A 25,843-nucleotide genomic window follows, 5' to 3' on the forward strand; every position below is an offset into this window, starting at 1 on the left:
GGGTAACCTAACATGGCGACTGAGGCTCATTCAATAATGTGCACATCACCCTCAGTGGCTTGTTCGTGCCATTCCGTGAAGGGAAAACCGCTTCATGCTCCAGCCGCACTTCCACCGCACGTCCCGCAGCCGTGCACCGCACTTCGCTCCTCTACGGTTCCGGGCCGTCGCACTCGGCGCCCTCCTCGCGCTCACGGCCGTCGGATGCGGAGGCAGCGACGACACGGGGGGCGGGAAGGGCGAACCAAGCCGGATCGCCTTCGAGTCCTGCGGGGAGAGACTCGAACTCGACCGCGCCCCGCAGCGCGTGGCCATCACCACCGACGCCATCGCCGACACCTTGTTCGACCTCGGGGTCGGCAAGCGGATCGTCGCCAAGACGCGCGGCGAGTCCGCTCCCGCACCGGAGTTGAGGGACCGACTCGCCGACCTGCCCAGCCTCGGGGCCCGCAACCCGAGCACCGAGGCCATGATGGCGGCCAAGCTCGACCTCCTGATCACCGACCAGGTCGAGAAGGTCTCCGGCAAGCAGGGCAGCCCCACCGTCGCGGAGTTGAAGCGACTGGGCATCGCCACCTACGTGGTGGGCGGCGGTTGCGCCAAGGACCTCGCCGCGGACGCCAGCGGGCTGGAGGCGCTCGACGGCGACCTGCGGCAGCTCGGCCGGATCTTCGACGTGGAGGACCGGGCGAAGAAGGTGGCCGACCAGAAGCGCGAGGAACTCGACGACGTGCGACGGCGCGTGGCCGAGCAGCCCAAGCGCGGCGTCGCGAAGATATCCAGGGTCGCCGGCCAGCTCTACGTCACCTCCGGCGGGCTCTCCAACGACGTCATCGAACGGGCCGGCGGGAAGAACCTCTTCGCCGAACTGCCGGGGCAGTTCGCCCCGATCAGCGCGGAACAGATCGTCGCGCGCAACCCCCACGCCCTCATCATCGACGACTTCGCAGCCTCGAAGGCCGGCCACCGGGAGTCGATCGAGTTCCTGGAGAAGACCTTCCCCACCGTCGACGCCGTGAAGGAGGGACGCGTCCTCGTGTTGGACGCGGCCAAGTCGGGGGCGCGCGGCAGCACCCGGCCGGTGGAGGGCGTCACGGAGACCGCGCGCTTCCTGCACCCGAGCGTCTTCCGCGCCGCCCGGTGAGGACCCCCATGTCCAAGCAACCCTCCGCGGCGACGGTCACCGATGACGGTGCCCGCCCCGGCGGCGGTTCCGACAAGGGCCTGCGCCGTGCGGGCTGGCGCGCCTCCCCGGGCGTCCTCGTCCCGGTGCTGCTCGTGCTGCTCCTCGTCACGGTCTGCGCGGCCGTGGCGGTCGGGTCGGTCGGCGTGCCCTTCAGGACCGTCGTCATGGTCATCGGCGAACGTCTCCTGGGCATCGAATCCACGGCCAGCGCCATGGACGAACAGATCGTGTGGAACCTCAGGCTCCCGCGCGTCCTGCTGGCGGCCGTCGTCGGCGCCGGCCTGGCAGCCGTCGGCGTCACGCTCCAGGCGACCGTGCGCAACCCGCTCGCCGACCCCTACGTGCTCGGAGTCTCCGCCGGCGCGGGCCTGTTGGCCTCCGTGACGATCGCGTTCGGCTCGTTCGCCGTCGCCGGACTCTCGACCTCGGCCGCCGCCTTCGTCGGCGCGCTCCTGGCCACCACCGTGGTCCTCGCCCTGTCCCGTCGCGCCGGTCGGGTCGTCCCGAACCGTCTGGTGCTCGCCGGGGTGACGCTCTCCTACCTGTTCAGCGGCGCCACCAGCTTCGTCATCTTCCGCAGCGGGAACGCGGACGCGGCGCACTCGGTGCTGTTCTGGCTGCTGGGCTCGCTCTCCGAGTCCTCCTGGTCGAACCTGCTGCTGCCCGCGGTGGCCGTGCTCGCCGCCGGCCTGTACCTGACGGTGCAGACCCGTTCCCTCAACGCACTGGCCGCGGGGGACGACGCGGCGCTCTCGCTCGGCGTCGCCGTGCACCGCACCCGCATCCAACTCCTGGTCGTGGCCTCGCTCCTGACCGGGGTGCTCGTCGCGGTGTCCGGTGGCATCGGATTCGTCGGCCTCATCGTTCCGCACCTGGTGCGCCTCGTGATCGGCCCCGACCACCGGCGGCTGCTCCCGATCGCCATGCTCGTCGGTGCGATCTACCTCGTCGCCGTCGACGTGCTGTGCCGGGTCGTCGTCCGTCCCGAGGAACTCCCCATCGGCATCGTCACCGCACTACTCGGCGCACCGGTCTTCCTGTGGCTGCTGCGACGCTCGGAGGCTTCATGAGACTCTCGTTGCACGACGTGAGCGTGCGACTGGGCCCCGTCCCGATCGTCGCCGACTGCGACCTCACGGTGGACGACGGCGAGCGCGTCGGCCTCGTGGGCCCCAACGGCAGCGGCAAGACCTCACTGCTGCGGACCATCTACCGGGCGATCGATCCCTTCGCCGGCAGCATCGCACTGGCCGGCGACGACGTGCGGACGCTCAGCCAGCGGGAGATCGCGCGCCGCGCCGCCCTCGTCGCCCAGGACAACAACCCCGACTTCGACTTCACCGTCGAGGAGGTGGTGGCCATGGGGCGCGGACCCTGGCTCCGCGCCTTCGAGGCGACGTCCGGCCGCGACGGCGACACGATCGGACGTGCGCTCGAACGCGTCCGGCTGACGGACTACCGCACCCGGCGGCTGTCGACCCTGTCCGGCGGGGAACGGCAGCGGGTCCTGGTGGCCCGGGCGCTCGCCCAGGAGAGCCCGCTGCTCCTGCTCGACGAGCCGACCAACCACCTCGATGTGCACGCCGGCCTGGAACTGCTCGAACTCGTCCGCGATCTGGGGCGCGCCACGCTGTGCGTCCTGCACGACCTGAACCTCGCGGCCACCTACTGCGACCGGCTGTACGTCCTGCACCGCGGGCGGATCGTCGCGGGCGGTCCACCGGCGGAGGTGCTGAGTCCCGAGCTCGTCCGCACGGTCTTCGGCGTCACCTGCACCCACCTCACCCATCCGACCACGGGCGGCCTGCTCCTCGCGTTCTCGCCCCGGCACGTCGCCCCGGTCTCCGCGCTCGGTCGCGGGAGGTAGCCGCCGGAAGGCGGGTGGGCCCCTCCCGTGGGGAGCTCACCCGCCCGCTACGCCCGGCGGGCCCGCCCCCCGAGCCGCGGCAGCGGTCTGCGGCGGACCCACCCCGTGCGGCGCAGCCCCGCCCGGACGCAGCAGACCGCCACGGCCGCGCCCAGTGCCGTCGCGCCCGGTGCGGAGGGGACGAGGTCCAGCAGGGCGATGCCGAGCACCACGGCGACCACGCCGTCGAACTGCCACCGCAGGACGCGCAGCCCGGAGAGGTCACCGAGCGGGGTGAGGACCGGGAGCAGCAGTTCGAGGGGGAGGTCCCCCTTCATCTCCCGGAGGAATCGGGCGCCGAGGGCCACCACGGCCGATCCCGCGACGAGCAGGGCCGTGTCGGCCGGGCCGGTGGCGAGGGCGGTGGGCGGGACCAGGAGCGCGAGCGCCGCACCCGGGCAGGCGCCGACCAGTACCGCGACGACGGGCCAGGCCAGGGCGCGGGCGGGCGCCGTGCCCCAGCGGTCGCCGAACAGCGGGGCCAGCGTCAACTCCTCGCGCAGGTCGCGCCAGGTCTCGCCCACCCACCCGGACCCCAGGTAGAGGCAGATCGCACCGGCCGTCCACAGGGCGAAGGTCCGCCCGCTCTCCGGCCCGGCCGCGCCCAGGGCGGTGCCGGCGCCGCCGGCTGGCAGGAACACGGCCGCCGCCAGGGCACGACCGGGTGTGCGCAGGGCGCGCACCGCACCCCGGGCGAGGTGCCCGCGCAGCCGTCCGTCGGCCCGGACCAGGACGGCGGTGCGGGCGTGCGGCTTGGGACGGTACAGGTCGAGCGCGTGGTGGAGGGTGCCCGTCCAGGCGTAGGCCCGGGCCTGGGAGGCGCGCGTCGACGCGCGGGCGAGCCGTGTGAGGTCCAGGGCGGCCAGTGAGCGGAAGGCCACCCGCCCGAGGGCGGCGGCGGCGACCGTCAGTGCGCCGGCGAGGAGCCACGGGGCGCCCGTACCGCCCGGCCCGGTCCGGCCCGCCACCGTCACGGCCACGCCCACGACGCCCGCGGCGGCGACCAGCGCGAGGTGGTCGAACGCGCCGCGGACCTGGCCCCACAGCCAGGCCGCCGCGGTGAGGGCCCCCAGGCCCGCGGCGAGCGCGAGACCCGGCAGCGCGGTGTCGAGGCGGTCGAACAGGTCCGTGGTGAGGTAGCCGGCGGTAGCCGTCGCGAGCAGCACGGTGGTGCCCGCGTACGCCAGCCGGCGCCGGGCGATCGCACCGAGGTAGTGCGTCGGGGGGATGTCCGTGGTGGTGAACACGTGCAGCAGGAAGGGGCGCATCACCAGCGGCCCCCAGAGCCGGCCGAGCAGCGGGGCGCCCGCGCAGGCCGCGACCGCGAGCGCCGAGACCGCGGCCACCGTCCGGTCGGCGGCGGCGAGGGGGACGAGCGTCGGGGCGGTGCTCGCGGCATGGACGACCGGCACCCCGTAGAAGAGGCCGAACAGCACGAGGAGGTAGGCGGTGTACGCACGGCCCCGCACCGTGGTGCGCCCGGCGCGGCGGGCGTGGTGGTGCCACACGGACCGCACCCGGACGTCGGGAGCGGCATCGGGCGCGGTGCGGGCGGGCGCGCTCACCCCAACTCCACCCGCCCGTGGCAGGCGTCGACCAACGCGGGGTCGTGGGTGGCGATGAGGAAGGCTGTGCCCCGGGCGGCCCGTTCGGCGACCAGGTCGACCACCAGGCCCACCCGCTGTCCGTCGAGGTGCCGCTCCGGTTCGTCCAGCAGGACGACCTCGGCCGGACGCACCCAGGTCAGCGCCAAGGTGAAGAGGTGGAACTGTCCGGACGAGACCTGGTGGGGGAAGCGCTCGCCCAGGCGGGACAGCCCCATCCGCTCGATGACCTCGTCGGCGCGTGCGGTGGTCTCCGGTGCGTTGCCGTACCAGGAGGCGGCGACCAGGACGACCTGCTCACGCAGTGTCATGTCGCGGGCCACGGGGATGGGTTCGACCAGCGAGGCGACGAGCTTGCGGTGCGCGGTGCTGGCCGTGGTGGCGGGTTCGCCCCGCAGGGTGCAGCAACCGGCCGTGAGGATCGCGCTGTTCAGGAAGGCCCGCAGCAGGGTGGTCTTCCCCGAGCCGTTGCCGCCGGTGACGCACCAGGACTCGCCGGGCGCCACCGCGAAGGTGGTGGGCGCGAGCAGCGTCGTCCCGTCGCGCACCACCGAGGCGCGGTCCGCCGCGAGTACGGGTTCCCCCGTCACCTCTCCTCTTTCCGTCGGGTTCCGCCGGCTCGGCTCCGATGCCGGAAGGGCGGTCAGCGCGAACCGCTCCAGGGCGCCGGGACGAAGGTCCAGGTGACCTCGGCGGGGCCGGGTCCCGCGTTGCGCCAGGTGTGGGGTTCGCGCCCGGAGAAGGTGAGGGTGTCCCCGGAGGCGAGGGTCTCGGTGCGGTCGCTGAAGCGGACCTCGACCTCGCCGTCGAACACGTGCAGCACCTCGACCTCGCAGTTGACGGTGTAGAGCTGCTGGCCCCCGTGCGCCCCCGGTTCGAGGTGCGAGCGCAGGATCTGGATCTTGGACTGGGCCCGGGGGGTGACCATCCGGTCGACCACGCCGTGGCCGCCCATGTTGAGGTGCGGGGCCGACTCCAACCGGACCACCTCGGTGTCGGCGTCCTCGAAGAGCGAGCCGACCGGCAGGGACAGCACCTGGCAGAGGGTGACCAGGGTGGTGACGCTCGGCGAGGTCTCGTCACGCTCGACCCGGCTGAGGAAACCCCTGGTCAGACCGGTCGCGGCGGCGATCTGCTCGATGGTGAGCCCCTGGGCCTTGCGGCTGGCCCGGAGCCGGGCGCCCACGCGGACCGGATCGGCGGACGGCTCCGGGTGCAGCGCTTTCATCGAAATCCTCGCGTCGCTCGTACGGCTTCCGGACGACCCTTGACAGGGTGGTAACCCGGGGCAACACTACCCGGAATAGAAGTTGTCAAATAAGCATTCTTTGTTGTGTATAGGTAACTTCACCTGGTGACCGGAACCGAGGTACCGATGAACTCCGCCCCGCTCCCGCAGGAGCCCCCGATCGGCCCGCCGGACGCGAGCGTCAGCCCCCGCTACGCCGGGATCGCCACCTTCGCGCGGCTGCCCCGCCTGGAGGACGTGCCGCGCGCGGACATCGCCGTGGTCGGTGTCCCGTTCGACAGCGGGGTCAGCTACCGGCCCGGCGCCCGCTTCGGGCCCGCGCACATCCGTGAGGCGTCCAGGCTCCTGCGGCCCTACAACCCCGCGCAGGACGTGGAGCCCTTCGCGGCCCAGCAGATCGCGGACGCCGGTGACATCGCCGCCAACCCGTTCAGCCTCGACGAGGCCGTCGCCCAGATCCAGGCCGCCGCCGAGGAGCTGACCGCGGACGGCACCCGACTGCTCACCCTCGGCGGCGACCACACCATCGCCCTCCCGCTGCTGCGTGCGGCCGCCGGCCGGCACGGCCCGGTCGCGGTGCTCCACTTCGATGCCCACCTCGACACCTGGGACACCTACTTCGGTGCGCCCGTCACCCACGGCACCCCCTTCCGGCGGGCGTCCGAGGAGGGGCTCATCGACCTCACGGCGAGCCTGCACGTGGGCACCCGCGGGCCGCTCTACTCCCGCGAGGACCTGCGTGACGACGAACGCCTCGGTTTCGCCGTCATCTCCAGCCCCGAGATCGAGGCCGAGGGCCTGCCCCGGGCGATCGAGCGGATGCTCGCCCGCCTCGGCGACCGGCCCGTCTACCTGTCCATCGACATCGACGTCCTCGATCCCGCGCACGCCCCCGGCACCGGCACCCCCGAGGCCGGCGGCATGACCAGTCGCGAACTGCTCGCGATGATCCGCGCCCTGCGCGGGGTCGACCTGGTGGGCGCGGACGTGGTCGAGGTGGCCCCCGCCTACGACCACGCCCAGCTCACCGCCGTGGCGGCCGCCCACACCGGCTACGAGATCCTTTCGGCGATGACGCCCGACCACCTGCCGCCGCACGAACGGCCCCACGGGCGTTAGCCCACGAACGAGAGGGGAAGACGCCATGTCCTCCTCGGAAACCGCGACCCAGCGCGAATCCGCGATCGAGCAGCACTCGATCGACTACGTGCCCCAATCGGAACGGCACGGCAAGGTCTGGCACCAGGGCCCGTTCTGGTTCACCGGCAACTTCGTGCTGCCGACCATGGTCGCTGGCTTCGTCGGCGCCTCCATGGGGCTGAGCGTCTGGTACAGCGTGCTGGCCATCGTGCTCGGCGTCGGCGCCGGCACCTTCTTCATGGCCTTCCACGCCAACCAGGGCCCCCGCATGGGCCTGCCGCAGATGATCCAGTCCCGTGCGCAGTTCGGCAGCCGCGGCTCGACCGTGCCGTTCGCCGCGACCGTCTTCGTCTACGTCGGTTTCCTGGTCTTCGACACGGTCCTCGCCGAGCAGGGCCTCGGGCTGCTGCTGCCGGACGGGAAGCTCTTCTGGTTCCCGGTGCTGATCGCGGTCTCCATCGTGATCGCCGTCGTCGGCCACGACCTGCTGCACTTCGTGCAGCGCTGGCTGACCTACCTGCTCGTCGTGGTGTTCGCGATCCTCACGGTCGTCGCCATCGTCCACTTCGGCTCCAACCCCACCCCCGCGGACGTGCCCGCGGCCGCCGCCGGCTGGGACATGACGGCCTTCCTGGTGCAGTTCTCCCTGGCCGCCGGCTACAACATCAGCTACTCGGTCTACGTCTCCGACTACACCCGGTACCTGCCGGCCAAGGTCCGTGCGCGCGGCCTGATCACCGCCGTCTACGCCGGCGCCGCGTTCTCCGCCGTCTGGCTGATGTCGCTGGGCGCGATCCTCGCCAGCTACCTGCCGAACCCGGACCCCATCCTCGCCCTGCGCGAGGTCGGTGACCTGCTCTTCCCCGGCTTCGGCCTGATCGTCGTGATGACCTCGGTCCTCGCACTGATCTCGATCATGGGCGTCAACGCCTACGGGGCGATGCTCACCGGTGCCAGCGCCATCGACGGCTTCCGCAAGGTCCGTCCCACGGTGCGCCTGCGGATCACCGGACTGATCGTGGTCGGCCTGGTGTCCCTGGTGGTCGCCCTGCTGATCCCGGACGACTACATCGGCAGCTTCAACAACTTCGTGCTGATGATGCTGTACTTCCTCGTCCCGTGGACCGCGGTGAACCTGGTCGACTTCTACTTCGTGCGCCGGGGCAAGTACGCCATCGCCGAGATCCTCAAGCCGGACGGCATCTACGGCCGCTGGGCGTGGCGCGGCGTCACCGCCTACCTCCTCGGCTTCGCGGCGATGATCCCGTTCTTCTCGACCACCTTCTACGTGGGACCGGTCGCGGACGCGCTGGGCGGGGCGGACTTCTCGTTCGTCGTCGGCCTCACCGTCTCCGGCGTGCTGTACCTGCTGTTCTCGCGGAACCTGGACCGTGACGCCGAGGCCGTCGCCCGGGCGGCCAGCGAAGCGGAACTGGAGGGAACGTCCTCATGAGTCAGCAGCCACCCCGGCCCGCCGAACCGCGGCGCACCGCGGTCACGGTCGCCGTCTGCCAGATCGCCCCGCAGGTCGGTGACACCGCGGGCAACCGACGGCGGGCCCGGGTGGCCGTCGAGGAGGCGGCCGGCCGGGGTGCGCGGATCGTGGTCCTGCCGGAGCTGGCCAACACCGGCTACGTCTTCACCGACGAGGACGAACTGCTCGCCGCCGCCGAACCGCTGGACGGTGACACGATCCGGCAGTGGGAGGACCTGGCCGCCCGGTGGGACCTGGTCATCGTGAGCGGGTTCGCCGAGCTGGGCGAGGACGGCCGTGCCTACAACGCGGCGGTCCTCATCGACGCCACCGGGCTGCGCGCCACCTACCGCAAGGCCCACCTGTGGAACGGCGAGAAGACCTGGGGCTTCACCCCCGGCGACGCACCGCCGCCCGTCGTCGACACCGCCCACGGCCGGATCGGCTTCATGGTCTGCTACGACCTGGAGTTCCCCGAATGGGTCCGGCTGGCCGCCCTGGCCGGCGCCGAACTGCTGTGCGGTCCCGTCAACTGGCCGCTGTACCCCCGCCCCGAGGGGGAGCGGCCCGGCGAGATCGTCCGGATCCAGGCCGACGCCTCGGTGAACCGCATGTTCGTCGCGGTCGCCGACCGCACCGGCACCGAGCGCGGTCAGGACTGGCTCGGCGGCAGCGTGATCGTCGACGCCGACGGTTACCCGGTGACCCCGCTCCACCTCGGTCGGGAGGCGATCGCCACCGCGACCCTCGACCTGGCCGAGGCCCGTGACAAGGCCATCAGCGAGCACAACGACGTCCACGCGGACCGCCGGCCCGCGCTGTACGCACTCCCGGGAGGGAAGCAGTCATGACCAGCACCGCGTCCACCACCGTCGCCATCGTCCAGCAGCCGCCCGCCCTGCTGGACCTGGAGGAGTCGCTGCGCCGGGCCACCGCCCACGTCACCGAGGCCGCGCAGGCCGGCGCGGACCTGGTCGTCTTCCCCGAGACCTGGCTGACCTGCTATCCGGCATGGGTGTTCGGCCTGGCCGGCTGGCGCGACGCCGAGGCCCGGCGGTGGCACGCCCGGCTGCTGGAGCAGAGCCCGACCCTGGACCCGGTGCACGGGGACGACGCCCTCGCCCCGGTGCGGGCGGCGGCCCGCGAGCACGGGGTGACCGTCGTCCTCGGCCTCAACGAGCGCGCGGCGCCCTCCTCCGGGTCCCTCTACAACTCGCTGGTGACCATCGGCCCGGACGGCGGCACCCTCAACCTGCACCGCAAGCTGACGCCGACGCACACCGAGCGCATCGTCTGGGCGGCGGGCGACGGGGCGGGCCTGCGCGTGGTGGACACGCCCGCGGGCCGCCTGGGCTCCCTGGTGTGCTGGGAGCACTTCCACCCGCTGGCCCGGCAGGCCCTGCACGCCCAGCACGAGGAGGTCCACGTGGCCGCCTGGCCCGACATGCCGGAGACGCACGTCATCGCCGCGCGCTCCTACGCGCTGGAGGGCCGCTGCTTCGTGGTCTCGGCCGGCCTGCTGCTCTCCACCGACGACGTCCCCGACGACCTGCTGGCCGCCTACCGGGCCGGGGTCGGCCCCGACGCCCCGGAGAACGGCCCGCTCTTCACGGGCGGTTCGAGCGTGGTGGGCCCGGACGGGTCCTGGATCGTCGAACCGGTGCACGGCGAGGCCCGCATCATCACCGCCACCCTCGACCGCGGACGCCGCTACGAGGAGTCCATCGACCTGGACGTGGCGGGCCACTACGGGCGCCCCGACGTGTTCGCCCTCACCGTGGACCGCACCCGGCGCGACAGCGGGGTCGACTTCACGGGCTGACGACCTGACCGCGAGGGGGCGGAAGCCGCACGGGCGGCTTCCGCCCCCTCGTGCTGTCGTCGGGCGCCGATCCCGCCGCACTGCGCTCGACATCCCCGTTGCCCATGTTCGAATTCGTTCTGTCGTGATACTTTCTGGTGGTTACTGTGAGTGGGTGAACGGCTGCGCCCGGGACGGACGGATCGATCCGCGCCGCCCCGGCGCACGCGACCGGCCGTGACCCGCACCCGGCAAGGCCACGAGACGGGGGACCGCATGACCGCCGAGCGCACCGGGCGACCGGCGGACACGGGCTGGGACCGGGCCCGCTGCGAACGGGCCGCCGACACCCTGCTGCACGCCGCCGCCCGCCACGCCTCGCCCTCCCACGCCCGGATCGAACTCCCCGGCCGCACCTCCTGGTCGGGCCCCGACTCCGACGCCCTGGAAGGCTTCGCCCGCACCTTCCTGCTCGCCGCCCTGCGTATCGCCGGCGCCCGGGGGAGCGGCCCCGAGGCCAGCGCCCTGCTCGACCGCTACGCGGCCGGACTCGCCGCCGGCGCCGACCCCGACCACCCCGAAGCCTGGCCGCGGATCGACGCCGACCGCGGCCAACCCATGGTCGAGGCCGCCTCCCTCGCCCTCGGACTGCACCTCACCCGCCCCTGGCTGTGGGACGCCCTCGCCCCCCGCACCCGCGCCCACCTCGTCGACTGGCTGAGCGGCTTCCTCGGACGGCACACCGTCCCCAACAACTGGATGCTCTTCCAGACCCTGGTCGAGGAGTTCCTCTCCTCCGTGGGCGCCGACCACCACCACGACGAGATCGTGCGCGGACTCGACGCCCTGGACGGCTGGTACCTGGGCGACGGCTGGTACACCGACGGCGACGGCCGCCGCATCGACCACTACAACGGCTGGGCCCTGCACCTGTACCCGCTGCTGTGGACCCGGATGGCGCACGGCGGCCCCCGCGCGGCCCTCGCCGCCGACCGCGCCGTCGTCCACCGCGAGCGGCTCCACCGCTTCCTCACCGACTACGCCCACCTGATCGGCGCCGACGGCGCCCCCCTGCACCAGGGCCGCTCCCTCACCTACCGGCACGCCGCCGCGGCACCGCTGTGGACCGGCGCCCTCTTCGACTGCACCCCCCTGGCCCCCGGCCTCACCCGCCGCGCCGCCACCGGGATGCTGCGGCACTTCGCCGAACGCGGCGCCCCCGACACCGCCGGACTGCTCCCCCTCGGCTGGTACGACGCGTTCCTCCCGATGACCCAGCCCTACTCCGGGCCCGCCTCGCCCTACTGGGCGGCCAAGGGCTTCCTCGGGCTGCTGCTCCCCGCCACCCACCCCGTGTGGACCGCCCCGGAGGAACCGCTGCCCGTCGAACGGGCCGACACCCTACGGCGGTTGCCCTCCGCGCACTGGCTGGTGCAGGGCACCGCCGCGGACGGCATCGTCCGCCTGCACAACCACGGCAGCGACGGCGCCGGGCTCGGCTCCGCGGGCGACGACCCCTTCTACGCCCGGCTCGCCTACTCCACCGCCACCGGCCCCTGGCTCGAAGCGACCGAACACCGCCCCGACAACCAACTCGTGCTCACCGACGGCGACGGCACCACCCTGCGCCGGGGGCCGCTCACCCCCCTCGGCGGGATCGACGGGCCCACCTGGTCCACGGCCGGTTCCCGACACACGCCCCTGCGTCCCGCCCCCCGGGGCCCGGTGCCCGAGCCGCGGGCCCGGGTGGAGAGCCACACCCTCGCCCACGGTCGGATCGAGGTCCGTCTGCACGCGGTCACGGCACCGGCCGGCTGGCAGGTCCGGGAGGGCGGCCACCCCCTGGCCGCCACCGACCCGCCCACCAGCACCGTCACCCCGCACTGGGCCACCGCCACCCGCCCCGACGGAACGGTCAGCGCCCTCGCCCCGCTGCACGGCTACGCGCAGCACGAGGTCAGCCGGGCCGAGCACGTCCACGCCTGGGGCCGGTACGCCGCGCTCCCGCACCTGACGGCCGTCCACCCGGGCGGCACCGCCCTGTACGCGAGCTGTGCGATGCTCAGCGGCGAACCCCTCGACCCGGAGGCCGCGCCCCCGGTGACGGTGACCGTCCACGACACCGCGGTGGAGGTCCACCTCGCCGACGGCACCCCCGTCCGCTTCACCTTCACCCGCCGCGACGGGTCCCCGGACGCGGACGGCCCCCTGCTGAGCCCCTCCGCAGCGTGAACGCGGGCCCCGCGCCCGCCGGTCGAGCCCCCCACGGGAACGCGAGGAAGCCCCGCCACCGCAACGGCGCGGTGGCGGGGCGAAGGCCCGCACCGTTCAGCAGCGCACCAGGTGCCGGGCGAAGAACCCGCGCACCGCACGACGGACCGCCGCGACGGACACCGCCGCGGGGGCCGGACCGGTCAATGCCGCGCGTCGCGCCGCCGTCAACAACCCCGCCGCCTGGAGTGCGGGGAGCAGCGCCGCGTAGTCGGTGAACACCCAGTGGCCGCCCGGAAGGTACACCGTGCGCACCCGTCCGCCGGAGCGCGCCGCCACCCTCCCCCACGCGTCGTCGCGCTCCCGCGCCCGGTCGAACCGGGTGCTGCCCACCAGGAGCAGCGGCCGGTCCGTCCCGTTCACCACGACGGGGAACGGCTCGGCGACCCCGCCCGGCACCGCAGGCGGATGGTCGAGGAATCCGTCCAGGTTGACCCCGACCCGCACCTGGCGGTCCGCGTCCATCACCGCGGTCGCCGCGCCCCCGCCCACGGAGTGTCCGTACACCCCGACGCGGCGCAGGTCCAGCACCTCGTCGAGGCCCTGCGGCAACGACGTCCCGCCCCACAGCCGGTCGAGGACGTGACGTAGATCGGCGACCCGGGCCCCGACCACCGTGCGGGCCACGGCCGGCTGTTCCCGCGGGTCGTGCCGCAGCACGGTCGTCCGCACCCGGTCCGAGCGGTACGGGCGGACGTCCGGGAACTCCACCGCGGCGGCGTCCCCGGGGTGGTCGACCGAGATCACGACCGCACCGTGACTGGCCAGGTCCTCGGCGAGGCACGTGCCCAGGCCCCGGGGGTCGCCACCGCCCGGGCCGTGCACCACCACCGGGCGCCGCCCCGGCAGTGCCACGGCGCCCTCGTACGAGTGGGACCGGACACCGCCCCAGTCCACCCCGGCCGCGGGCAGCCCGAGCGGCCCGTACGGGACGACCGCCCCGAACGCCGCCGCGGCCCGCGCGGGGAGTTGGGGCGCCGCAACGCCCTCCGCGACCGCGCGCGCCGGATACCGGACCGTCAGCATCAACTCCCGCACCGGGATCGCGGGATCCCACGGATCGGTTCGGGAGCCATCGACGAGGTGCACGGTCCGGCACCCCACCGGATGACGACCGGTGGGCGGCGGCAGGACGGGAACCACTCCGCGCGGTCGCCGGCCCGCGGGGCGGGGGCCGCCGGCCCCGAGCGCGAGAACGCCGGAGCCCAGCAGGGCGTACGAGGTGAAGACGCGTCGATCGACGGGGGAGTCGCTCATGGCGCACACGTTGCCCGGCCGTTGCCCACGGGGCGATCATTGCGGGCAGAGGTTCAAGGATGGCGTCCGACCGCCGCACCGGCCCCACGGAGGGACGCATGCTCCGGCTCCACTTCACCCCCGCCGACCTCGCCCGGGTCCGCTTCGCGCCCCGCCCCGCGCCCCTCCAGGAGCTCAACGCGGCGCTGACGGCGATGGTCACCGCGGACGGGGGTCCCCGCCGCGCCGCCTGGCGCCGTCGAGCGCTGCGCTCCCTGCCCCGGTCCGCCCGTGCCCTCGTGGACCTCGTCCCGGCCGGCCGCGCGCCCGGTTTCCTGGACGTCTTCGCCGACTCCCTCCCCGCCGCCCTGGACCAGGCGTACGAGGTCCCGGCCCGGCGGTTGCGCGCCGAGTTGGAGCACGTCTACGCCCCCGTGCCCCGACCCGCGCCCGCCTGGGTGCGGGACCTGCACCGCGGGGACCCCGCGGCCCGGTCGGTGGTGCGACGCGCGCAGCACGGGGCGTTCCACGCACTGCTCGGGCCCGTGTGGGAGCGGGTGCAGGACCTGCACCACGACGAGTTCGTCCGCCGGGCCGTGCACCTGGCCGAGGAGGGCACCGAAGCGGTCCTGGCCGGGCTGCTGCCGGGCGCCCGCCTGAAGGGAACCGTCTGGGAACTCCCGGGCGAGCCGCGCGACGTCCAGCTACGGGGGCGCGGACTCCTGCTCCTGCCCAGCTTCCACGCGACCGGCGCGGCACTGCCGTCCGACGTTGCGGACCGACCGGTCGGGCTCACCTACCCGTGCGGTGCCGGGCTCCTCCCGACAGCGGAGGACAAGGGGCCGGGGACGCTCGGGAGGTTGCTCGGGACCACCCGGGCCGAGGTGCTGGACCGGCTGGTCGAGGAACACACCACGGGCGGGCTGGCCCGTCGGCTCGGCATCAGCGCCGCCGCGGTCTCCGCCCACACGGGGGTGCTCCGTGCCGCCGGGCTGATCTCCACGGTGCGCACCGGGAAGGCGGTGGCGCACCGGCGCACCGCGCTGGGCGACCTGGTGCTCCGTCGGGGCGGCGACCGCACCGGCCCCCGCTAGCGCCGGGGGCGGGAGGAACCCGCAGACCGCCGGGTACGCTCGGCGCACACCGGCCCCACCGGAGGGCCCGGATTCCCGAGGGGGCTCGCCGTGGCGAAGCTGCGCTGTGCGGTGTTGGACGACTACCAGGACGTGGCCCGCTCCCTGGCCGACTGGACGCGGCTGGCCCCCGGGGTGGAGACCGAGTTCCTGCACACCCACCTCACCGAGGAGGACGACCTGGTGGAGGCCCTGCGGCACTGTCAGATCGTGGTGGCCATGCGGGAACGGACCCCCTTCCCCGCGGGCCTCCTCGCCCGGTTGCCCGACCTCCGGCTGCTGATCACCTCGGGGATGCGCAACGCGTCCATCGACCTCGACGCGGCGGCCCGGCACGGGGTCACCGTCTGTGGCACCGCCAGCAGTTCGGAGCCGCCGACCGAACTGACCTGGGCGCTGATCCTCGGCCTGGCCCGTCAGGTGGTGCCCGAGAACACCGCGCTCCGCACCGGTGGGCCCTGGCAGCACACGCTGGGGGCCGACCTGCACGGCCGCCGCCTCGGACTGCTGGGGCTGGGCAAGATCGGCAGCAAGGTGGCGCGGGTGGGAGCCGCGTTCGGCATGGAGGTGGCGGCGTGGAGCCGGCACCTGACCCCGGAACGGGCCGCCGAGGGCGGAGCCGTCCTCGCGGCCTCCAAGGAGGAACTGCTGGAGAGCAGCGACTTCGTCTCCGTGCACCTGGTGCTGAGCGAGCGGACCCGAGGGCTGATCGGCGAACGGGAACTGCGTCGGATGCGCGACAGCGCGTACCTGGTCAACACCTCACGGGCGGCGATCGTCGACCGCGAGGCGCTGCTGCGGGCCCTGCACGAGGGGTGGATCGCCGGGGCGGGCACCGACGTCTTCGAGACGGAACCCCTGCCGGCGGACGACCCGCTGCGCACCGCGCCCCGCCTCCTCGCCCTGCCGCACCTGGGGTACGTGACCCGACGCAACTACGAGGGGTACTTCGGCCAGGCCGTCGAGGACATCGAGGCGTTCCTCGCCGGCAGCCCGGTGCGGGTGCTGGCCTGAGGAAGCGGCGTGGGCCCGGCCCGCCCGGGTCCTCGGGCGGGCCGGGCCTCGCGGAGGAGCCCACCCCCGGCGAAGGCAACGGGCCCGGCCGTTCAGCCCTCGGTGACCGGCGGGGCTCCGAACCAGTGGCCGAGCGCCTCCCGCAACGCGGGCACGGCGACCTCGGCGGGCTCGTCGACGGCCGTGGCCCAGGCGACATGGCCGTCCGGTCGGATCAGGAGGGCGTCGGCGGGCCGGTCGGCCGTCTCGGCGGTGCGCACGTCGACCCGGGACGCCCAGTCCCCGGCCGCCGCACGCACCTCCGGTCGGCCGGCGAGGTCGAGCAGGACCGGGCGGGCCGGACCCAGGAGCGGCGTGGGGTGCGGAGCGAGAGCGGGGACGAAGGCACCGGTGAGGGGGTGCACCCCGGCACCGGGCTGCGGGTAGCGGACGTCGGCGCCGGCGATGAGGGCGCCGACCCGGCGCAGCGGCTGCTCGTCGGCGAAGACTTCCAGGAAGACCTCGCGAAGCGCCTCGGCGGCCGGGTCGGTGCCCCGCCGCAGCGCCACCTGGGCCTGGGTGTGCAGCATGGTCCGGGCCGCGGCCAGCCGGCGCTCCTCCTGATAGGTGTCCAGCAGCTCGGCCGGTGCCCAGCCGTGCAGTCGGGCGGCCAGTTTCCAGGCCAGGTTGGCGGCGTCCAGCATCCCGGCGTTGAGCCCCACCCCGGTGGCGGGGAAGAGGTGCGCCGCGTCGCCGGCCAAAAGGATCCGCCGGTCCCGGTACCGATCGGCCTGCCGGGCCTGGTGCCGGTAGCGCGACAGCCTGATCCACTCCTGCACGGGAAGGTCCGCGCCCAGCACCCGGCGCACGCTGTCCCGGAACTCGTCCGGCGTCATCGAGGTGCGGTCGTCCCTGTCGACGGGCTCGTCCTCGGTGGTGAGCACGAGCCAGACCCCCTGGCCGAGCGACCCGATGCCGAACAACCCCTGCTCGGTACGGGTGAAGCCGGCGTGCAGCACGCCCAGGCCGGGCACCTGGAGGTCCCCGTCGTCGAGCAGGGTCACCGCGTCGGGCAGGGTGATCTGTGCCAGCCGGTTGATCTCGGGGTACGTGGTGCCGGGGAAGGAGATGCCGGCCTCCTCCCGGACCCGGCTGCGCGGACCGTCGCAGCCCACCAGGTAACGGGCGGTCACCCGGTACGGTCCGTCCGGGCCGTTCACCCGTGCGGCCACCCGGCCGTCCTCCCGGTCGACCCCGAGCAACTCGTGGCCGCGGCGGACCTCGGCGCCCACCTCCTCGGCGTGCTCCTCCAACAGCCGTTCCAGTCGGGGCTGCGGCAGGTGCAGCCCCTGGAGCGGGGGATCCGCCATCCCCGAGAAGTCCAGGTGCACATCGCCGAACGGGTACCGGGGCGCCGGATGCAGCGGCCCCGTACTGGCCGCCTCGAACCGGTCCAGCAGTCCGCGGAGCCGCAGCAGCCGCAGGACCTGCCCGCCCAGACCGTTGGCCTTCTGGGTGTCCCGGCGCTGCGGCTGCCGCTCCAACACCAGGGGCCGCACCCCGGCCAGCCCCAACTCCCCGGCGAGCATCAGCCCGGTCGGACCCGCCCCCGCAATGATCACATCGACGTCCGTCGTCCCGTGCATCTCGTCGTTCCCCTGCCCCGATTTCCTGGTCATGGCGGAGGATTCTGCGTCACGAACGGGGGCTTGCCGCAAGCCCCGGGGTGCGCTATACGTTGAGAAGGGCAAGGGGACGACGATCTTCCCCGCCCCTTCTCCCGGCCCCTCCCGAGGGCCTCCTCCACGGCGGAACGCGGGGGAGCGAGGTCCTTCTCCAGCCCGCCTACAGGTGCTGCTCCGGCCCCCCGAGCACGTCCGCCAGCATCTCGGCGCGCGACCGCGGCCAGCCCCGGGCGTCGGGCCGCTGCTGCCAGGGATGGGGTCCGGCCATCGGCCGGTACTCCACTCCGAGCGCGTCCAGCCGTTCCAGATGGGCGAGGAGCCGGGGTTCGAACTCGGCGTAGTCGCGGGGCCCCGAAGTCCAGACCGCCTCGGCGAACGCCACCAGCCGGGGGAAGGCGAGGTAGTCGAGGGCGCGCGGACCGTCGACGGGCTCGGTCCACAACTGCGCCTGGCCGCCGAGCACGTGCCGGGCCTCCTCGGGGGAGAGTCCCTCGGGCACCGGTTCGAAGGCGTAGGCGTCGGCGAGGTCGATCACACAGCCCACCGGGATCGGCTCGTCGGGACCGTCCGACTGGCGGTAGTCGAAGTACACGTCGGTGAGCGGGCAGGCGATCACGTCGTGCCCGGTGCGGGCCGCGGCCAGCGCGCCGCCGGTACCCCGCCACGACATCACGGTGGCGCCCTCGGCGAGGCCGCCGTTCAGGATCTCGTCCCAGCCCAGCAGCCTGCGCCCCCGTTCCGTCAGGTAGTCGTCGAAGTGCCGCACGAACCAGGCTTGCAGGGCGTCCTCGTCGGGGAGGCCCCGTTCCCGCATCAGCTCCTGGACCCGGGCGCTCTCCCGCCATTCGGCGGTGACGCACTCGTCCCCGCCGATGCACACGTAACGGGAGTCGAAGAGGTCGAGCACCTCGTCGAAGACGTTCCGGAAGAAGGCGAGCGTGGACTCCTCGGGGTTGAGGACGTGCTCGCCCGGCCCCCAGGCGGTGCGCACGTCGACCGGGCCGCCGGTGTTGCCGAGTTCCGGGTAGGCGGCGATCGCGGCCTGGGTGTGGCCGGGGAGGTCGATCTCGGGGACGACCGTGATCGCCCGTTCGGCGGCGTAGGCGACGATCTCGCGGATGTCCTCCTGGGTGTAGAACCCGCCGTGCGGACGGTCTTCGTGGCGGCCGTGGCGGGAGGAGCCCACGGTGGAACCGGCGCGCCACCCACCGGTCTGCGTCAGCAGGGGGTAGCGCTTGATCTCGATGCGCCACCCCTGATCGTCGGTCAGGTGCAGGTGCAGCACGTTGATCTTGTGGAGGGCCAGCAGGTCGAGGTAGCGCAGGACCTCCCGCTTGGGCAGGAAGTGCCGGGCCACGTCGATCAGGGTGCCGCGCCAGCCGAAGCGGGGCCGGTCGGTGACGGCCAGGGCGGGCAGCCGCAGCGGGCCCGGGGTCGCCGCGCTGCGGTGCACCGAGGGCGGCAGCAACTGCACCAGCGACTGCGCGGCGTAGAAGGCGCCGGGATGGGAGCTCGCCTCGGCCACCACCGCCTCGGGCGTGACGGTGAGCCGGTACGCCTCCTCGGCCAGGTCCGGGGCGTGTCGGAAGCGGACGGCCGGGCCGTTCCCCGAGGTCGGGGGGAGTGCCCCGAGCGACGGGGCGAGGGCGCTGCGCAGCCACTCGGCGGCCCGCCGCAGCGGGGGGTCGGACACGATCGGGGTGTCCGGGGCGACGAGGAACTCGCCTTCGCCGCGGGTGAGTTCGTCCGGGCGTGGAATGAGCATCGGATACTCCAGCATCGGGTGGGCGGTGGGGGCCGGGCCGGGCGGCGAGGGTCGGCTACGCCGAGCGCGTCAGCGCCTCCGGGCACACCGGGTCGAGGAACGGCAGCCCGTTCGCGTACCGGGCGAGTTCCTCGACGGCGGCCCGTGCCATGCGGGTCAGTTCGTTGCCGAGCGATCCCGCGATGTGCGGGGTGAGCAGGACGTTCGGCAGGGCGTACAGGGGGGAGTCGGCGGGCAGCACCTCGGGTTCGGTCACGTCGAGGACGGCGCTCAGCCGGCCGCTGAGCAACTCCGCGGTCAGCGCCTCGGTGTCCACCAGGGCGCCGCGGGCGGTGTTGACCAGGGTCGCCCCGTCGGGCATCAGCCGCAGCCGGTCGCGGTCGAACAGGTGGTGGGTCTCCGGGAGCTGGGGGGCGTGGACGGTCACCACCTGGCTGCTGCGGGCGAGTTCGTCCAGGGACGTCGACCGGGCCCCGAGGGCGGCGGCCTCCTGCTCGTCCACGTACGGGTCGTACAGCAGGACCCGCAGGTCGTAGGGGCGCAGCAGCTCCATCACCCGCCGTCCGATGCGGGAGGCGCCCACCACGCCGACGGTGCTGCGGTAGTTGCCGCGCCGGCCGACGGTCTCGATGGGGCTGAGCCAGGTCCGCCGGGTGCGGTAGGCGGTGGCGGCGGGCAGCACCCCCTTGCCGGCGAGCAGGATCATCGCGACCGTGTACTCGGCGACCGGGACGGCGTTCGCCGCGGCGGCCGAGGCGACCGTGATCCCCCGCTCCCAGCAGGCGTCGGTGACGTGGTGCTTGACCGAACCGGCGGCGTGCACCACGGTGCGCAGCCGGGGCATCAACGCCAGTGCGGCGGCGTCCAGCGGGGGACACTCCCAGCCGGTGAAGAGCGCTTCCGCGCGGCTGAGCGCGGGCGCCGCCGCGGGGTCGTGGAAGTCGGAGACGACGAGGTCGGGATCGATGTCGGCGACCCGGGTGAGCAGGGCCAGGGTCTCGTCGTCGAACAGGGCGTCGCGCACCGCGGGCGCCATCGCGAACACGGTCCGCGGGCGGTGGGGGGACGGGGCGGCGTGGGTCACTTGACGGCTCCGGCGGTCAGGCCCGAGCGCCAGTAGCGCTGGAGGCAGAGGAAGGCCAGGACCAGGGGCAGTACGGACACCAGCGAACCCGTGATGAGCAGCGCGTACTGCTCCGGGTACTGCGACAGGTTGGCGTTCCAGTTGAACAGGCCGAGTCCGACCGGGTAGAGGTCCTGGTCGTTGAGCATCACCAGCGGCAGGAAGAAGCTGTTCCAGCTGCCGGTGAAGGAGAAGAGGAACACGGTCATGAAGGCGGGCTTGAGCATCGGCAGCGCGATCGACACGAAGGTGCGGATCTCGCCGGCGCCGTCGATCCGGGCGGCCTCCAGGGTCTCGTCCGGTACGTACCCCTCGGAGAACACCCGCGACAGGTAGACCCCGAAGGGGTTCGCCAACGAGGGGATGAGCACCGCCCAGTAGGTGTTGACGAGGTCGACCTTGGAGGCGAGCAGGTAGATCGGCAGCGAGACCACGGTGGCGGGCACCAGCAGCCCGAGCAGCACGAAGCCGTACAGCCGCTCCTTGCCGAGGAACTGGTACTTGTCGAAGGCGTAGCCCGCCGCGACGCACAGCACCGTGGACACCAGCGAGCCGACCACCGAGTACAGGGCGCTGTTGGCCAGCCAGCGGCCGAACACGCCGTCCTGGTAGGTGAACAGGTCGGCCAGGTTGGTGAACAGGCTGAAGTCGCCGAGCTGGAAGCCGGGCTTGCCGAACAGGTCGCCGTTGTCCTTGGTCGCCGCGAACAGCAGCCACAGGATCGGCATGAGCGTGTAGAACGCCATGATGACCAGGACGGAGTTGACGGCCGCCCGGGAGGCGAACGGGGCCCGCGACCGCCGCCGGGGGGCGTCGTCGGGGTGCGGGGCGGGCGCCTTCGCGACGGGGGTGGTGCGGGGGGCGTCCGCAGGGGTCAGGGTGGTCATGCTCACGCCTCCTTCCAGCGGTTGCCGAGCTTGGTGACGACGAAGGACAGGGCGACCCCGAGCACCGCGAGCAGCAGGGAGGCCGCGGCGGCGAGTCCGAAGTCGTGCTTGGAGAAGGCGGCCTGGTAGATGAACATCGTCGGCGACCACTCCGGGGACAGTCCCTGGGCGTGCAGCCGGAAGGTCTCCGGCTCGGTGAACAGCTGGATCGCCCCGATGCTGGTGAACAAGGTGGTCAGCACCACGGAGGAGCGGATCATCGGCAGCTTCACCGACAGGGCGGTGCGCAGTCCGCCGGCGCCGTCGACGACCGCGGCCTCCAGGGTCTCGCGGGGGATGGCCTGGAGCGCCGCGTAGAAGATGACCATGTTGTAGCCGACCCACTGCCAGGCGGCGGCGTTGACCATGGAGAACAGGATGGCGTTCGGGCCGAGGAAGTCGGCGTTGGCGCCGAACCAGCCGAGGAACTGGTGGATGGGGCTCAGGCCGGGGGTGTAGAGGAACACCCAGATGATCGCGGCGATCAGGCCGGGCACCGCGTGCGGCAGGAAGGCCGCGAGCTGGAAGAACCGCTTGGCCCGGGCCATCGCCGAGTCGATCAGCAGGGCCAGCACCAGCGCCCCGCCGATCATCACGGGGATGTACACCAGACAGTAGGCGGCGATGTGCACGAAGCCCTGTTGGAACCCCGGGTCGGTCAGTGCGCGGGTGTAGTTGCCGAGCCCTGCGAACAGGGTTTCGGTGCCGCCGAACCCGAGCCCCGAGGACTGCTCGCGGAACAGGCTCAGATAGGCCGCGTAGCCGATCGGGACGATCAGGGTGAGGACGAACAGCAGGAGGAACGGGCCGATCAGCAGGGTCGCCGCGACGCGTTGTCCGCGACGGGTGGCGGTGGACGCGGCGCCGGAGAGCCGTGGGGACACCGGGGGCTCCTTGGTGGGTGGCGTGGGCGAGGGGGATGCGCGGGGGTGGGCGCCCGGTGCGGGGCGCCCACCCCGGGGGCTCATTCGGCGAGCTTGAGCCCGCGGTCCTTGATGAGCTTCTCGGCGGTGGCCTGGCCCTTGGCGAGGGCCGCGGAGAAGTCCCCGTCGGTGGCCTTGCCGAGGGCGGCGGTCAGCTCCACCGAGGTGGCGTTGTGGACGGGGCTCCACACCCAGCCGCCGTTGATGTTCGGGACCTGCTCGGAGGCGGCGGCGTAGACGTCCTGGCCGCCGAAGTAGGCGGTGTCGAAGGACTCCTTGGCCACCGTGCGCAGCTTCTCGTCGGCGGGGAGCGCCGAGGAGGTGCCGGCCGCGAGGCGGGCCTTGACGGCCTCGTCGGAGGTGGTGGCCCAGGTGATGAACTCGGCCGCGGCGGCGGCCTTCTTGCTGTCCTTGACCACGGCGAAGGAGGAGCCGCCCACCATGCCGGTCTTGCCGTCGCCCCAGCCGGGCAGGGCGACCGCGGCCCACTTGCCGGACTGGTCGGGCTGCTCGGTCTTCAGCGCCCCGGCGCCCCAGGAGGCGCTGATGCGGGTGTAGACGCGGTGGTCGGCGGTGGCCTTGGTGGACTCGGGGCTCCACGCCTTGTGGTTGAAGACCAGGTCGTCCTTGACCATCTCGCCCCAGAAGTCGGCGACCTTGTTGGTGGCCGCGTCGTTGATGTCGACCTTCCAGGCGTCGCCCTCGGCGGTGTACCAGGTGGCGCCCGCCTGCTGGGCGAGCGCGGCCCAGGTGGCGGTGTCGTCGCTCCAGAAGGCGGTGATGCGGGCCTTGGGGTCGGCCTTCTTGATCTTCTCGGCGGCCTCCGCGTACGCGTCCCAGGTCTTCGGGACCTCGATCTTGTGCTTCTCGAAGAGGTCCTTGCGGTAGTACATCATCTGCGGGGCCACGTCGAAGGGGGCCGCCCACTGCTTGCCGCCGAGCGTGACCAGGTCCTGCACCTGCTGCGGCGACTTCTTCACCGTGTCGCCGAGCAGGTCCGAGGAGTCGGCGATCAGCCCCTGGGTGACGAGGTCGGGCAGCGCCTGGTACTCCACGTTCATGACGTCGGGCGCGTTGCCCGCCTTCACGCCCTTGGCCAGCTTGTCGTAACCGCCCGCCAGCCCCGCCGGGACCTCCGAGAACTGGACGCGGACCTTCTTCTGCGCCTTGTTGAACGCCTCGGCGGTCTCCTTGGTGCCCGGCATCCAGGACCAGTAGCTGATGGTGACCGGCTCGTCGGAGCTGCCCGCGGAGTCGGAGGAGTCCTTGTCCTCGCTGCCGCAGGCCGTGGCGGCGAGGGCCAGGGACACCACGGCGGCGATGCGGACCAGGGTGGATCTGGTGGAGGTGGGCTTCATTGCGCGACTCCTTGAAGAGGACGGAAGGGAGGGAAGCGGGGGAGACCTCGCACGAAGGCCGAGAGGCCGTGCGAACGGAAGGCCGAGGCCGAGGAGGGAGCAACGGCCGGAAAGATGTCGGCGAGTTGGCGAACATCTTTCGACCAAAAACGATCAGGGTCAAGAGTGAATGAACGAACGATCATCTCGGAACGGTTTCGATCAGATGACGACCATTCAGAACCGATGTGTCCGCATACGGGGGTGCGGCGCTGCACCCCCGTCGCCCGACACGGTGTCAGCCCAGGTCAGCGCTGTCCCGCAGCTCCACGGCAGGTCGTTCCGGCGCCGCGTCCAACTCCAGCACCACGATCTCGTTGCGCCCGGCCCGCAGCAGCGGCCAGGGAACGTACAGGGTCCGCTGCGGCCCGCGCTCCCAGTAGCGGCCCAGGCAGAAGCCGTTCACCCAGACGTAGCCCTTGCCCCAGCCGGGCAGGGCGAGGTAGCCGTCCGCGGGCCCGGCCGCCTCCAGGTGCCCCCGGTGGAAGACGGGCCCCGGGCCCTCGCCCCCCGTCCCCCAGGGCAGGCCCTCGGGCGTGCCGTGCCCGAGCTCCACCGGCCGGGCCCGCCAACCGTGCAGCGACTGCTGGGTGTGCAACACCCGCCGCACGCCCTTGCGGTCCCCGAGGCCCGTGCCGTAGTTGACGCGCCCCATGGACTCCACGAGCAAGGACACCCGGGCCGCGGCGCCCGCCACCGCCACGTCCGGCACCTGCTGCTCGCCGTCCCGCTCCAGCACGCCCACCGGACGGCCGTCCAGGTACACGTGCGCCCGGTCGGCGAGCCCCTGCACGGAGAGCGGATAGGGGCCCCGGGGGCCGGGCACGGTCGTCTCGTACAGCACCAGACCGTGCGCGATGCCGAGTTCCTCGAACGAGGGGGGCTCCGCGCCGTGCACCGGCGGCGCCGGGGACAGCCGGTCGAGCACGTCGAAGAGCCGCACCGACTCGGTGAGGTCGACCCGACCCGCCGGCAGCAGCGGGGGCAGCGGCAGCGGCTCGGGCGGCGTCGCGTCCGCGTGCCGGGCGAGCACCGCTCGGAAGGCGTGGAACTTCTCGGTGACCCCGCCGCGTTCGTCGACCGGTGCGTCGTAGTCGTAGGAGGTCACGGTCGGGGCGTAGCGCTCGCCGGTGACCGGGTCCTTGGTGTTGGCGCCCGCCCAGGTGGCGAAGTTGGTGCCGCCGTGCGCCATGTACAGGTTGACCTGACCGCCGGCGGTGAGGATCTCGTCGAGCGCGTCCGCGGCGTCCGCGGGGTCGCGCACCACGTGGTCGTCGCCCCAGTGGTCGAACCAGCCGCACCAGAACTCCATGCACATCGGCGGATCGTCCGGGCGCAGGGCGGCGAGGCGCTCGAACGCCTCGCCGGCCCGACTGCCGAAGTTGACCGTGGCGAGGTGTCCGGGGACCGAGCCGCCGGTGAGGAAGAAGTCCTCGGGGCCGTCCGAGGTGAACAACGGCACGTCCACGCCCCGGGCGCGCATCAGCTCCGCCAGGTGACGCAGGTAGCCGGCGTCGGTGCCGTACGAGCCGTACTCGTTCTCGATCTGCATCATCAGGACGTTGCCGCCGTGGGTCACCTGGTGCGGCACGAGCCGGGGGAGCAGCACGTCGAACCACCGCTCCACCCGGGCCAGGTAGCCGGGGTCCTGGCAGCGCAGTGCCCGCACCTCGGGGTCGGCCAGCAGCCACCAGGGCAGTCCGCCGTTCTCCCACTCGGCGCAGATGTACGGGGAGGGGCGCACGATGGCGTGCAGCCCCGCCTCGCGGGTGGCGGTGAGGAACCGCTCCAGGTCGGCCATGCCGGTGAAGTCGTAGGTGCCGGGGCGCGGTTCGTGGAGGTTCCACGGCACGTAGGTCTCGACGCAGTTGAGGCCCATCGCGCGCAACTGCCCCAGCCGGTGGGGCCACTGCTCGGGCAGGGAACGGAAGTAGTGCAGGGCGCCCGAGAGCAGACGCACCGGTCTGCCGTCGAGGGAGAACCCTTCGGGTGACACGTGGAACATCGGGGCCTCCGGGGGAGGGGGTGGGA

21 protein-coding genes are annotated in these 25,843 nt (G+C 73.2%); 10 read left to right on the forward strand and 11 right to left on the reverse strand.

Going from position 1 to position 25,843, the window contains the following annotated elements; translation table 11 throughout:
* The first annotated feature begins 94 nt into the window (after nt 1-94).
* From ABT092_RS20345 to ABT092_RS20355, 3 genes are read left to right on the forward strand one after another with little or no spacing between them, the layout of a single operon-like run.
* Nucleotides 95-1,144, forward strand: a complete 1,050-nt coding sequence (locus ABT092_RS20345; RefSeq protein WP_351245762.1) for an ABC transporter substrate-binding protein — start codon at nt 95-97, stop codon at nt 1,142-1,144.
* 8 nt (nt 1,145-1,152) lie between these two features.
* On the forward strand, nt 1,153-2,256 hold the full coding sequence (locus ABT092_RS20350) for a FecCD family ABC transporter permease (RefSeq protein ID WP_351245764.1): 1,104 nt from the start codon (nt 1,153-1,155) through the stop codon (nt 2,254-2,256).
* Entirely contained in the window at nt 2,253-3,053 is an 801-nt protein-coding gene (locus ABT092_RS20355) for an ABC transporter ATP-binding protein (protein ID WP_351245766.1), read from the forward strand. Before ABT092_RS20350 ends, ABT092_RS20355 begins: the two co-directional genes overlap by 4 nt.
* Nucleotides 3,054-3,100: 47 nt before the next feature.
* On the opposite strand, the gene ABT092_RS20360 is transcribed toward ABT092_RS20355, so the two are convergent.
* Genes ABT092_RS20360 through ABT092_RS20370 form a run of 3 tightly spaced genes read right to left on the reverse strand, consistent with a single transcriptional unit; the run spans nt 3,101 to nt 5,924 of the window.
* On the reverse strand, nt 3,101-4,657 hold the full coding sequence (locus ABT092_RS20360; protein WP_351245768.1) for a hypothetical protein: 1,557 nt from the start codon (nt 4,655-4,657) through the stop codon (nt 3,101-3,103).
* Nucleotides 4,654-5,286 (reverse strand): ABC transporter ATP-binding protein, encoded by a 633-nt coding sequence (locus tag ABT092_RS20365; RefSeq protein ID WP_351245770.1) that lies wholly within the window; start codon nt 5,284-5,286, stop codon nt 4,654-4,656. Before ABT092_RS20365 ends, ABT092_RS20360 begins: the two co-directional genes overlap by 4 nt.
* Before the next feature lie 53 nt (nt 5,287-5,339).
* On the reverse strand, nt 5,340-5,924 hold the full coding sequence (locus tag ABT092_RS20370) for a helix-turn-helix domain-containing protein (protein WP_351245772.1): 585 nt from the start codon (nt 5,922-5,924) through the stop codon (nt 5,340-5,342).
* Between the two features lie 147 nt (nt 5,925-6,071).
* On the opposite strand from ABT092_RS20370, the gene speB reads away from it, so the two are divergent.
* The 5 genes from speB (at nt 6,072) to ABT092_RS20395 (ending at nt 12,592) form a co-directional block, all read left to right on the forward strand.
* Entirely contained in the window at nt 6,072-7,064 is a 993-nt protein-coding gene (speB, locus tag ABT092_RS20375) for an agmatinase (RefSeq protein WP_351245812.1), read from the forward strand.
* A gap of 25 nt (nt 7,065-7,089) precedes the next feature.
* Complete coding sequence (locus ABT092_RS20380) at nt 7,090-8,538, forward strand: purine-cytosine permease family protein (protein WP_351245774.1); 1,449 nt, start codon at nt 7,090-7,092, stop codon at nt 8,536-8,538.
* The gene (locus ABT092_RS20385; RefSeq protein WP_351245776.1) at nt 8,535-9,410 is read left to right on the forward strand and encodes a nitrilase-related carbon-nitrogen hydrolase; all 876 of its coding nucleotides are present in this window, start codon (nt 8,535-8,537) and stop codon (nt 9,408-9,410) included. Before ABT092_RS20380 ends, ABT092_RS20385 begins: the two co-directional genes overlap by 4 nt.
* Nucleotides 9,407-10,381 carry a carbon-nitrogen hydrolase family protein gene (locus ABT092_RS20390; protein WP_351245778.1) on the forward strand — a complete coding sequence of 325 codons (975 nt, stop codon included), beginning with the start codon at nt 9,407-9,409 and terminating at the stop codon, nt 10,379-10,381. The genes ABT092_RS20385 and ABT092_RS20390 overlap by 4 nt, the downstream gene beginning before the upstream one ends.
* A gap of 255 nt (nt 10,382-10,636) precedes the next feature.
* A complete protein-coding gene (locus ABT092_RS20395) occupies nt 10,637-12,592 on the forward strand; it encodes a DUF2264 domain-containing protein (RefSeq protein WP_351245780.1) in 1,956 nt (651 codons plus the stop codon).
* A 96-nt stretch (nt 12,593-12,688) separates the two neighbouring features.
* On the opposite strand, the gene ABT092_RS20400 is transcribed toward ABT092_RS20395, so the two are convergent.
* Nucleotides 12,689-13,888 carry an alpha/beta hydrolase gene (locus tag ABT092_RS20400; protein ID WP_351245782.1) on the reverse strand — a complete coding sequence of 400 codons (1,200 nt, stop codon included), beginning with the start codon at nt 13,886-13,888 and terminating at the stop codon, nt 12,689-12,691.
* A gap of 59 nt (nt 13,889-13,947) precedes the next feature.
* Between ABT092_RS20400 and ABT092_RS20405 the strand changes: the two genes are divergently transcribed.
* Nucleotides 13,948-14,961, forward strand: coding sequence for an ArsR/SmtB family transcription factor (locus ABT092_RS20405; RefSeq protein ID WP_351245784.1), 1,014 nt, complete (start codon nt 13,948-13,950; stop codon nt 14,959-14,961).
* Between the two features lie 90 nt (nt 14,962-15,051).
* Complete coding sequence (locus ABT092_RS20410) at nt 15,052-16,014, forward strand: D-2-hydroxyacid dehydrogenase family protein (RefSeq protein ID WP_351245786.1); 963 nt, start codon at nt 15,052-15,054, stop codon at nt 16,012-16,014.
* Between the two features lie 92 nt (nt 16,015-16,106).
* On the opposite strand, the gene ABT092_RS20415 is transcribed toward ABT092_RS20410, so the two are convergent.
* From ABT092_RS20415 to ABT092_RS20445, 7 genes are all read right to left on the reverse strand, one after another.
* The gene (locus ABT092_RS20415; protein ID WP_351245788.1) at nt 16,107-17,672 is read right to left on the reverse strand and encodes an FAD-dependent monooxygenase; all 1,566 of its coding nucleotides are present in this window, start codon (nt 17,670-17,672) and stop codon (nt 16,107-16,109) included.
* A 166-nt stretch (nt 17,673-17,838) separates the two neighbouring features.
* Nucleotides 17,839-19,443 (reverse strand): beta-N-acetylhexosaminidase, encoded by a 1,605-nt coding sequence (locus ABT092_RS20420; protein WP_351245790.1) that lies wholly within the window; start codon nt 19,441-19,443, stop codon nt 17,839-17,841.
* Nucleotides 19,444-19,498: 55 nt separating this feature from the next.
* Nucleotides 19,499-20,527: a hydroxyacid dehydrogenase gene (locus ABT092_RS20425; protein ID WP_351245792.1), complete on the reverse strand. Its 1,029-nt coding sequence runs from the start codon at nt 20,525-20,527 to the stop codon at nt 19,499-19,501.
* Nucleotides 20,524-21,453, reverse strand: a complete 930-nt coding sequence (locus tag ABT092_RS20430) for a carbohydrate ABC transporter permease (RefSeq protein WP_445398879.1) — start codon at nt 21,451-21,453, stop codon at nt 20,524-20,526. The genes ABT092_RS20425 and ABT092_RS20430 overlap by 4 nt, the downstream gene beginning before the upstream one ends.
* A gap of 2 nt (nt 21,454-21,455) precedes the next feature.
* Nucleotides 21,456-22,460, reverse strand: coding sequence for a carbohydrate ABC transporter permease (locus ABT092_RS20435; RefSeq protein WP_502968468.1), 1,005 nt, complete (start codon nt 22,458-22,460; stop codon nt 21,456-21,458).
* Nucleotides 22,457-23,773, reverse strand: a complete 1,317-nt coding sequence (locus ABT092_RS20440) for an ABC transporter substrate-binding protein (protein ID WP_351245796.1) — start codon at nt 23,771-23,773, stop codon at nt 22,457-22,459. Before ABT092_RS20440 ends, ABT092_RS20435 begins: the two co-directional genes overlap by 4 nt.
* A 277-nt stretch (nt 23,774-24,050) precedes the next feature.
* Nucleotides 24,051-25,817 carry a glycoside hydrolase family 35 protein gene (locus ABT092_RS20445; RefSeq protein ID WP_351245798.1) on the reverse strand — a complete coding sequence of 589 codons (1,767 nt, stop codon included), beginning with the start codon at nt 25,815-25,817 and terminating at the stop codon, nt 24,051-24,053.
* Between the last annotated feature and the right edge of the window lie 26 nt (nt 25,818-25,843).

It is taken from the genome of Streptomyces sp. NPDC002490 (genome assembly GCF_040296045.1).
Lineage (GTDB): Bacteria > Actinomycetota > Actinomycetes > Streptomycetales > Streptomycetaceae > Streptomyces.

Excerpts from the sequence above, each read along its gene's own strand:
- ABT092_RS20445 (WP_351245798.1), bottom strand. The coding sequence starts at position 25,817 with ATGTTCCACGTGTCACCCGAAGGGTTCTCCCTCGACGGCAGACCGGTG.
- ABT092_RS20400 (WP_351245782.1), bottom strand. The coding sequence starts at position 13,888 with ATGAGCGACTCCCCCGTCGATCGACGCGTCTTCACCTCGTACGCCCTG.
- ABT092_RS20350 (WP_351245764.1), top strand. The coding sequence starts at position 1,153 with ATGTCCAAGCAACCCTCCGCGGCGACGGTCACCGATGACGGTGCCCGC.
- ABT092_RS20395 (WP_351245780.1), top strand. The coding sequence starts at position 10,637 with ATGACCGCCGAGCGCACCGGGCGACCGGCGGACACGGGCTGGGACCGG.
- ABT092_RS20345 (WP_351245762.1), top strand. The coding sequence starts at position 95 with ATGCTCCAGCCGCACTTCCACCGCACGTCCCGCAGCCGTGCACCGCAC.
- ABT092_RS20405 (WP_351245784.1), top strand. The coding sequence starts at position 13,948 with ATGGCGTCCGACCGCCGCACCGGCCCCACGGAGGGACGCATGCTCCGG.
- ABT092_RS20370 (WP_351245772.1), bottom strand. The coding sequence starts at position 5,924 with ATGAAAGCGCTGCACCCGGAGCCGTCCGCCGATCCGGTCCGCGTGGGC.
- ABT092_RS20390 (WP_351245778.1), top strand. The coding sequence starts at position 9,407 with ATGACCAGCACCGCGTCCACCACCGTCGCCATCGTCCAGCAGCCGCCC.
- ABT092_RS20385 (WP_351245776.1), top strand. The coding sequence starts at position 8,535 with ATGAGTCAGCAGCCACCCCGGCCCGCCGAACCGCGGCGCACCGCGGTC.
- ABT092_RS20440 (WP_351245796.1), bottom strand. The coding sequence starts at position 23,773 with ATGAAGCCCACCTCCACCAGATCCACCCTGGTCCGCATCGCCGCCGTG.
- ABT092_RS20355 (WP_351245766.1), top strand. The coding sequence starts at position 2,253 with ATGAGACTCTCGTTGCACGACGTGAGCGTGCGACTGGGCCCCGTCCCG.
- ABT092_RS20420 (WP_351245790.1), bottom strand. The coding sequence starts at position 19,443 with ATGCTCATTCCACGCCCGGACGAACTCACCCGCGGCGAAGGCGAGTTC.
- ABT092_RS20415 (WP_351245788.1), bottom strand. The coding sequence starts at position 17,672 with ATGACCAGGAAATCGGGGCAGGGGAACGACGAGATGCACGGGACGACG.
- ABT092_RS20435 (WP_502968468.1), bottom strand. The coding sequence starts at position 22,460 with ATGAGCCCCCGGGGTGGGCGCCCCGCACCGGGCGCCCACCCCCGCGCA.
- ABT092_RS20380 (WP_351245774.1), top strand. The coding sequence starts at position 7,090 with ATGTCCTCCTCGGAAACCGCGACCCAGCGCGAATCCGCGATCGAGCAG.
- speB (WP_351245812.1), top strand. The coding sequence starts at position 6,072 with ATGAACTCCGCCCCGCTCCCGCAGGAGCCCCCGATCGGCCCGCCGGAC.
- ABT092_RS20430 (WP_445398879.1), bottom strand. The coding sequence starts at position 21,453 with ATGACCACCCTGACCCCTGCGGACGCCCCCCGCACCACCCCCGTCGCG.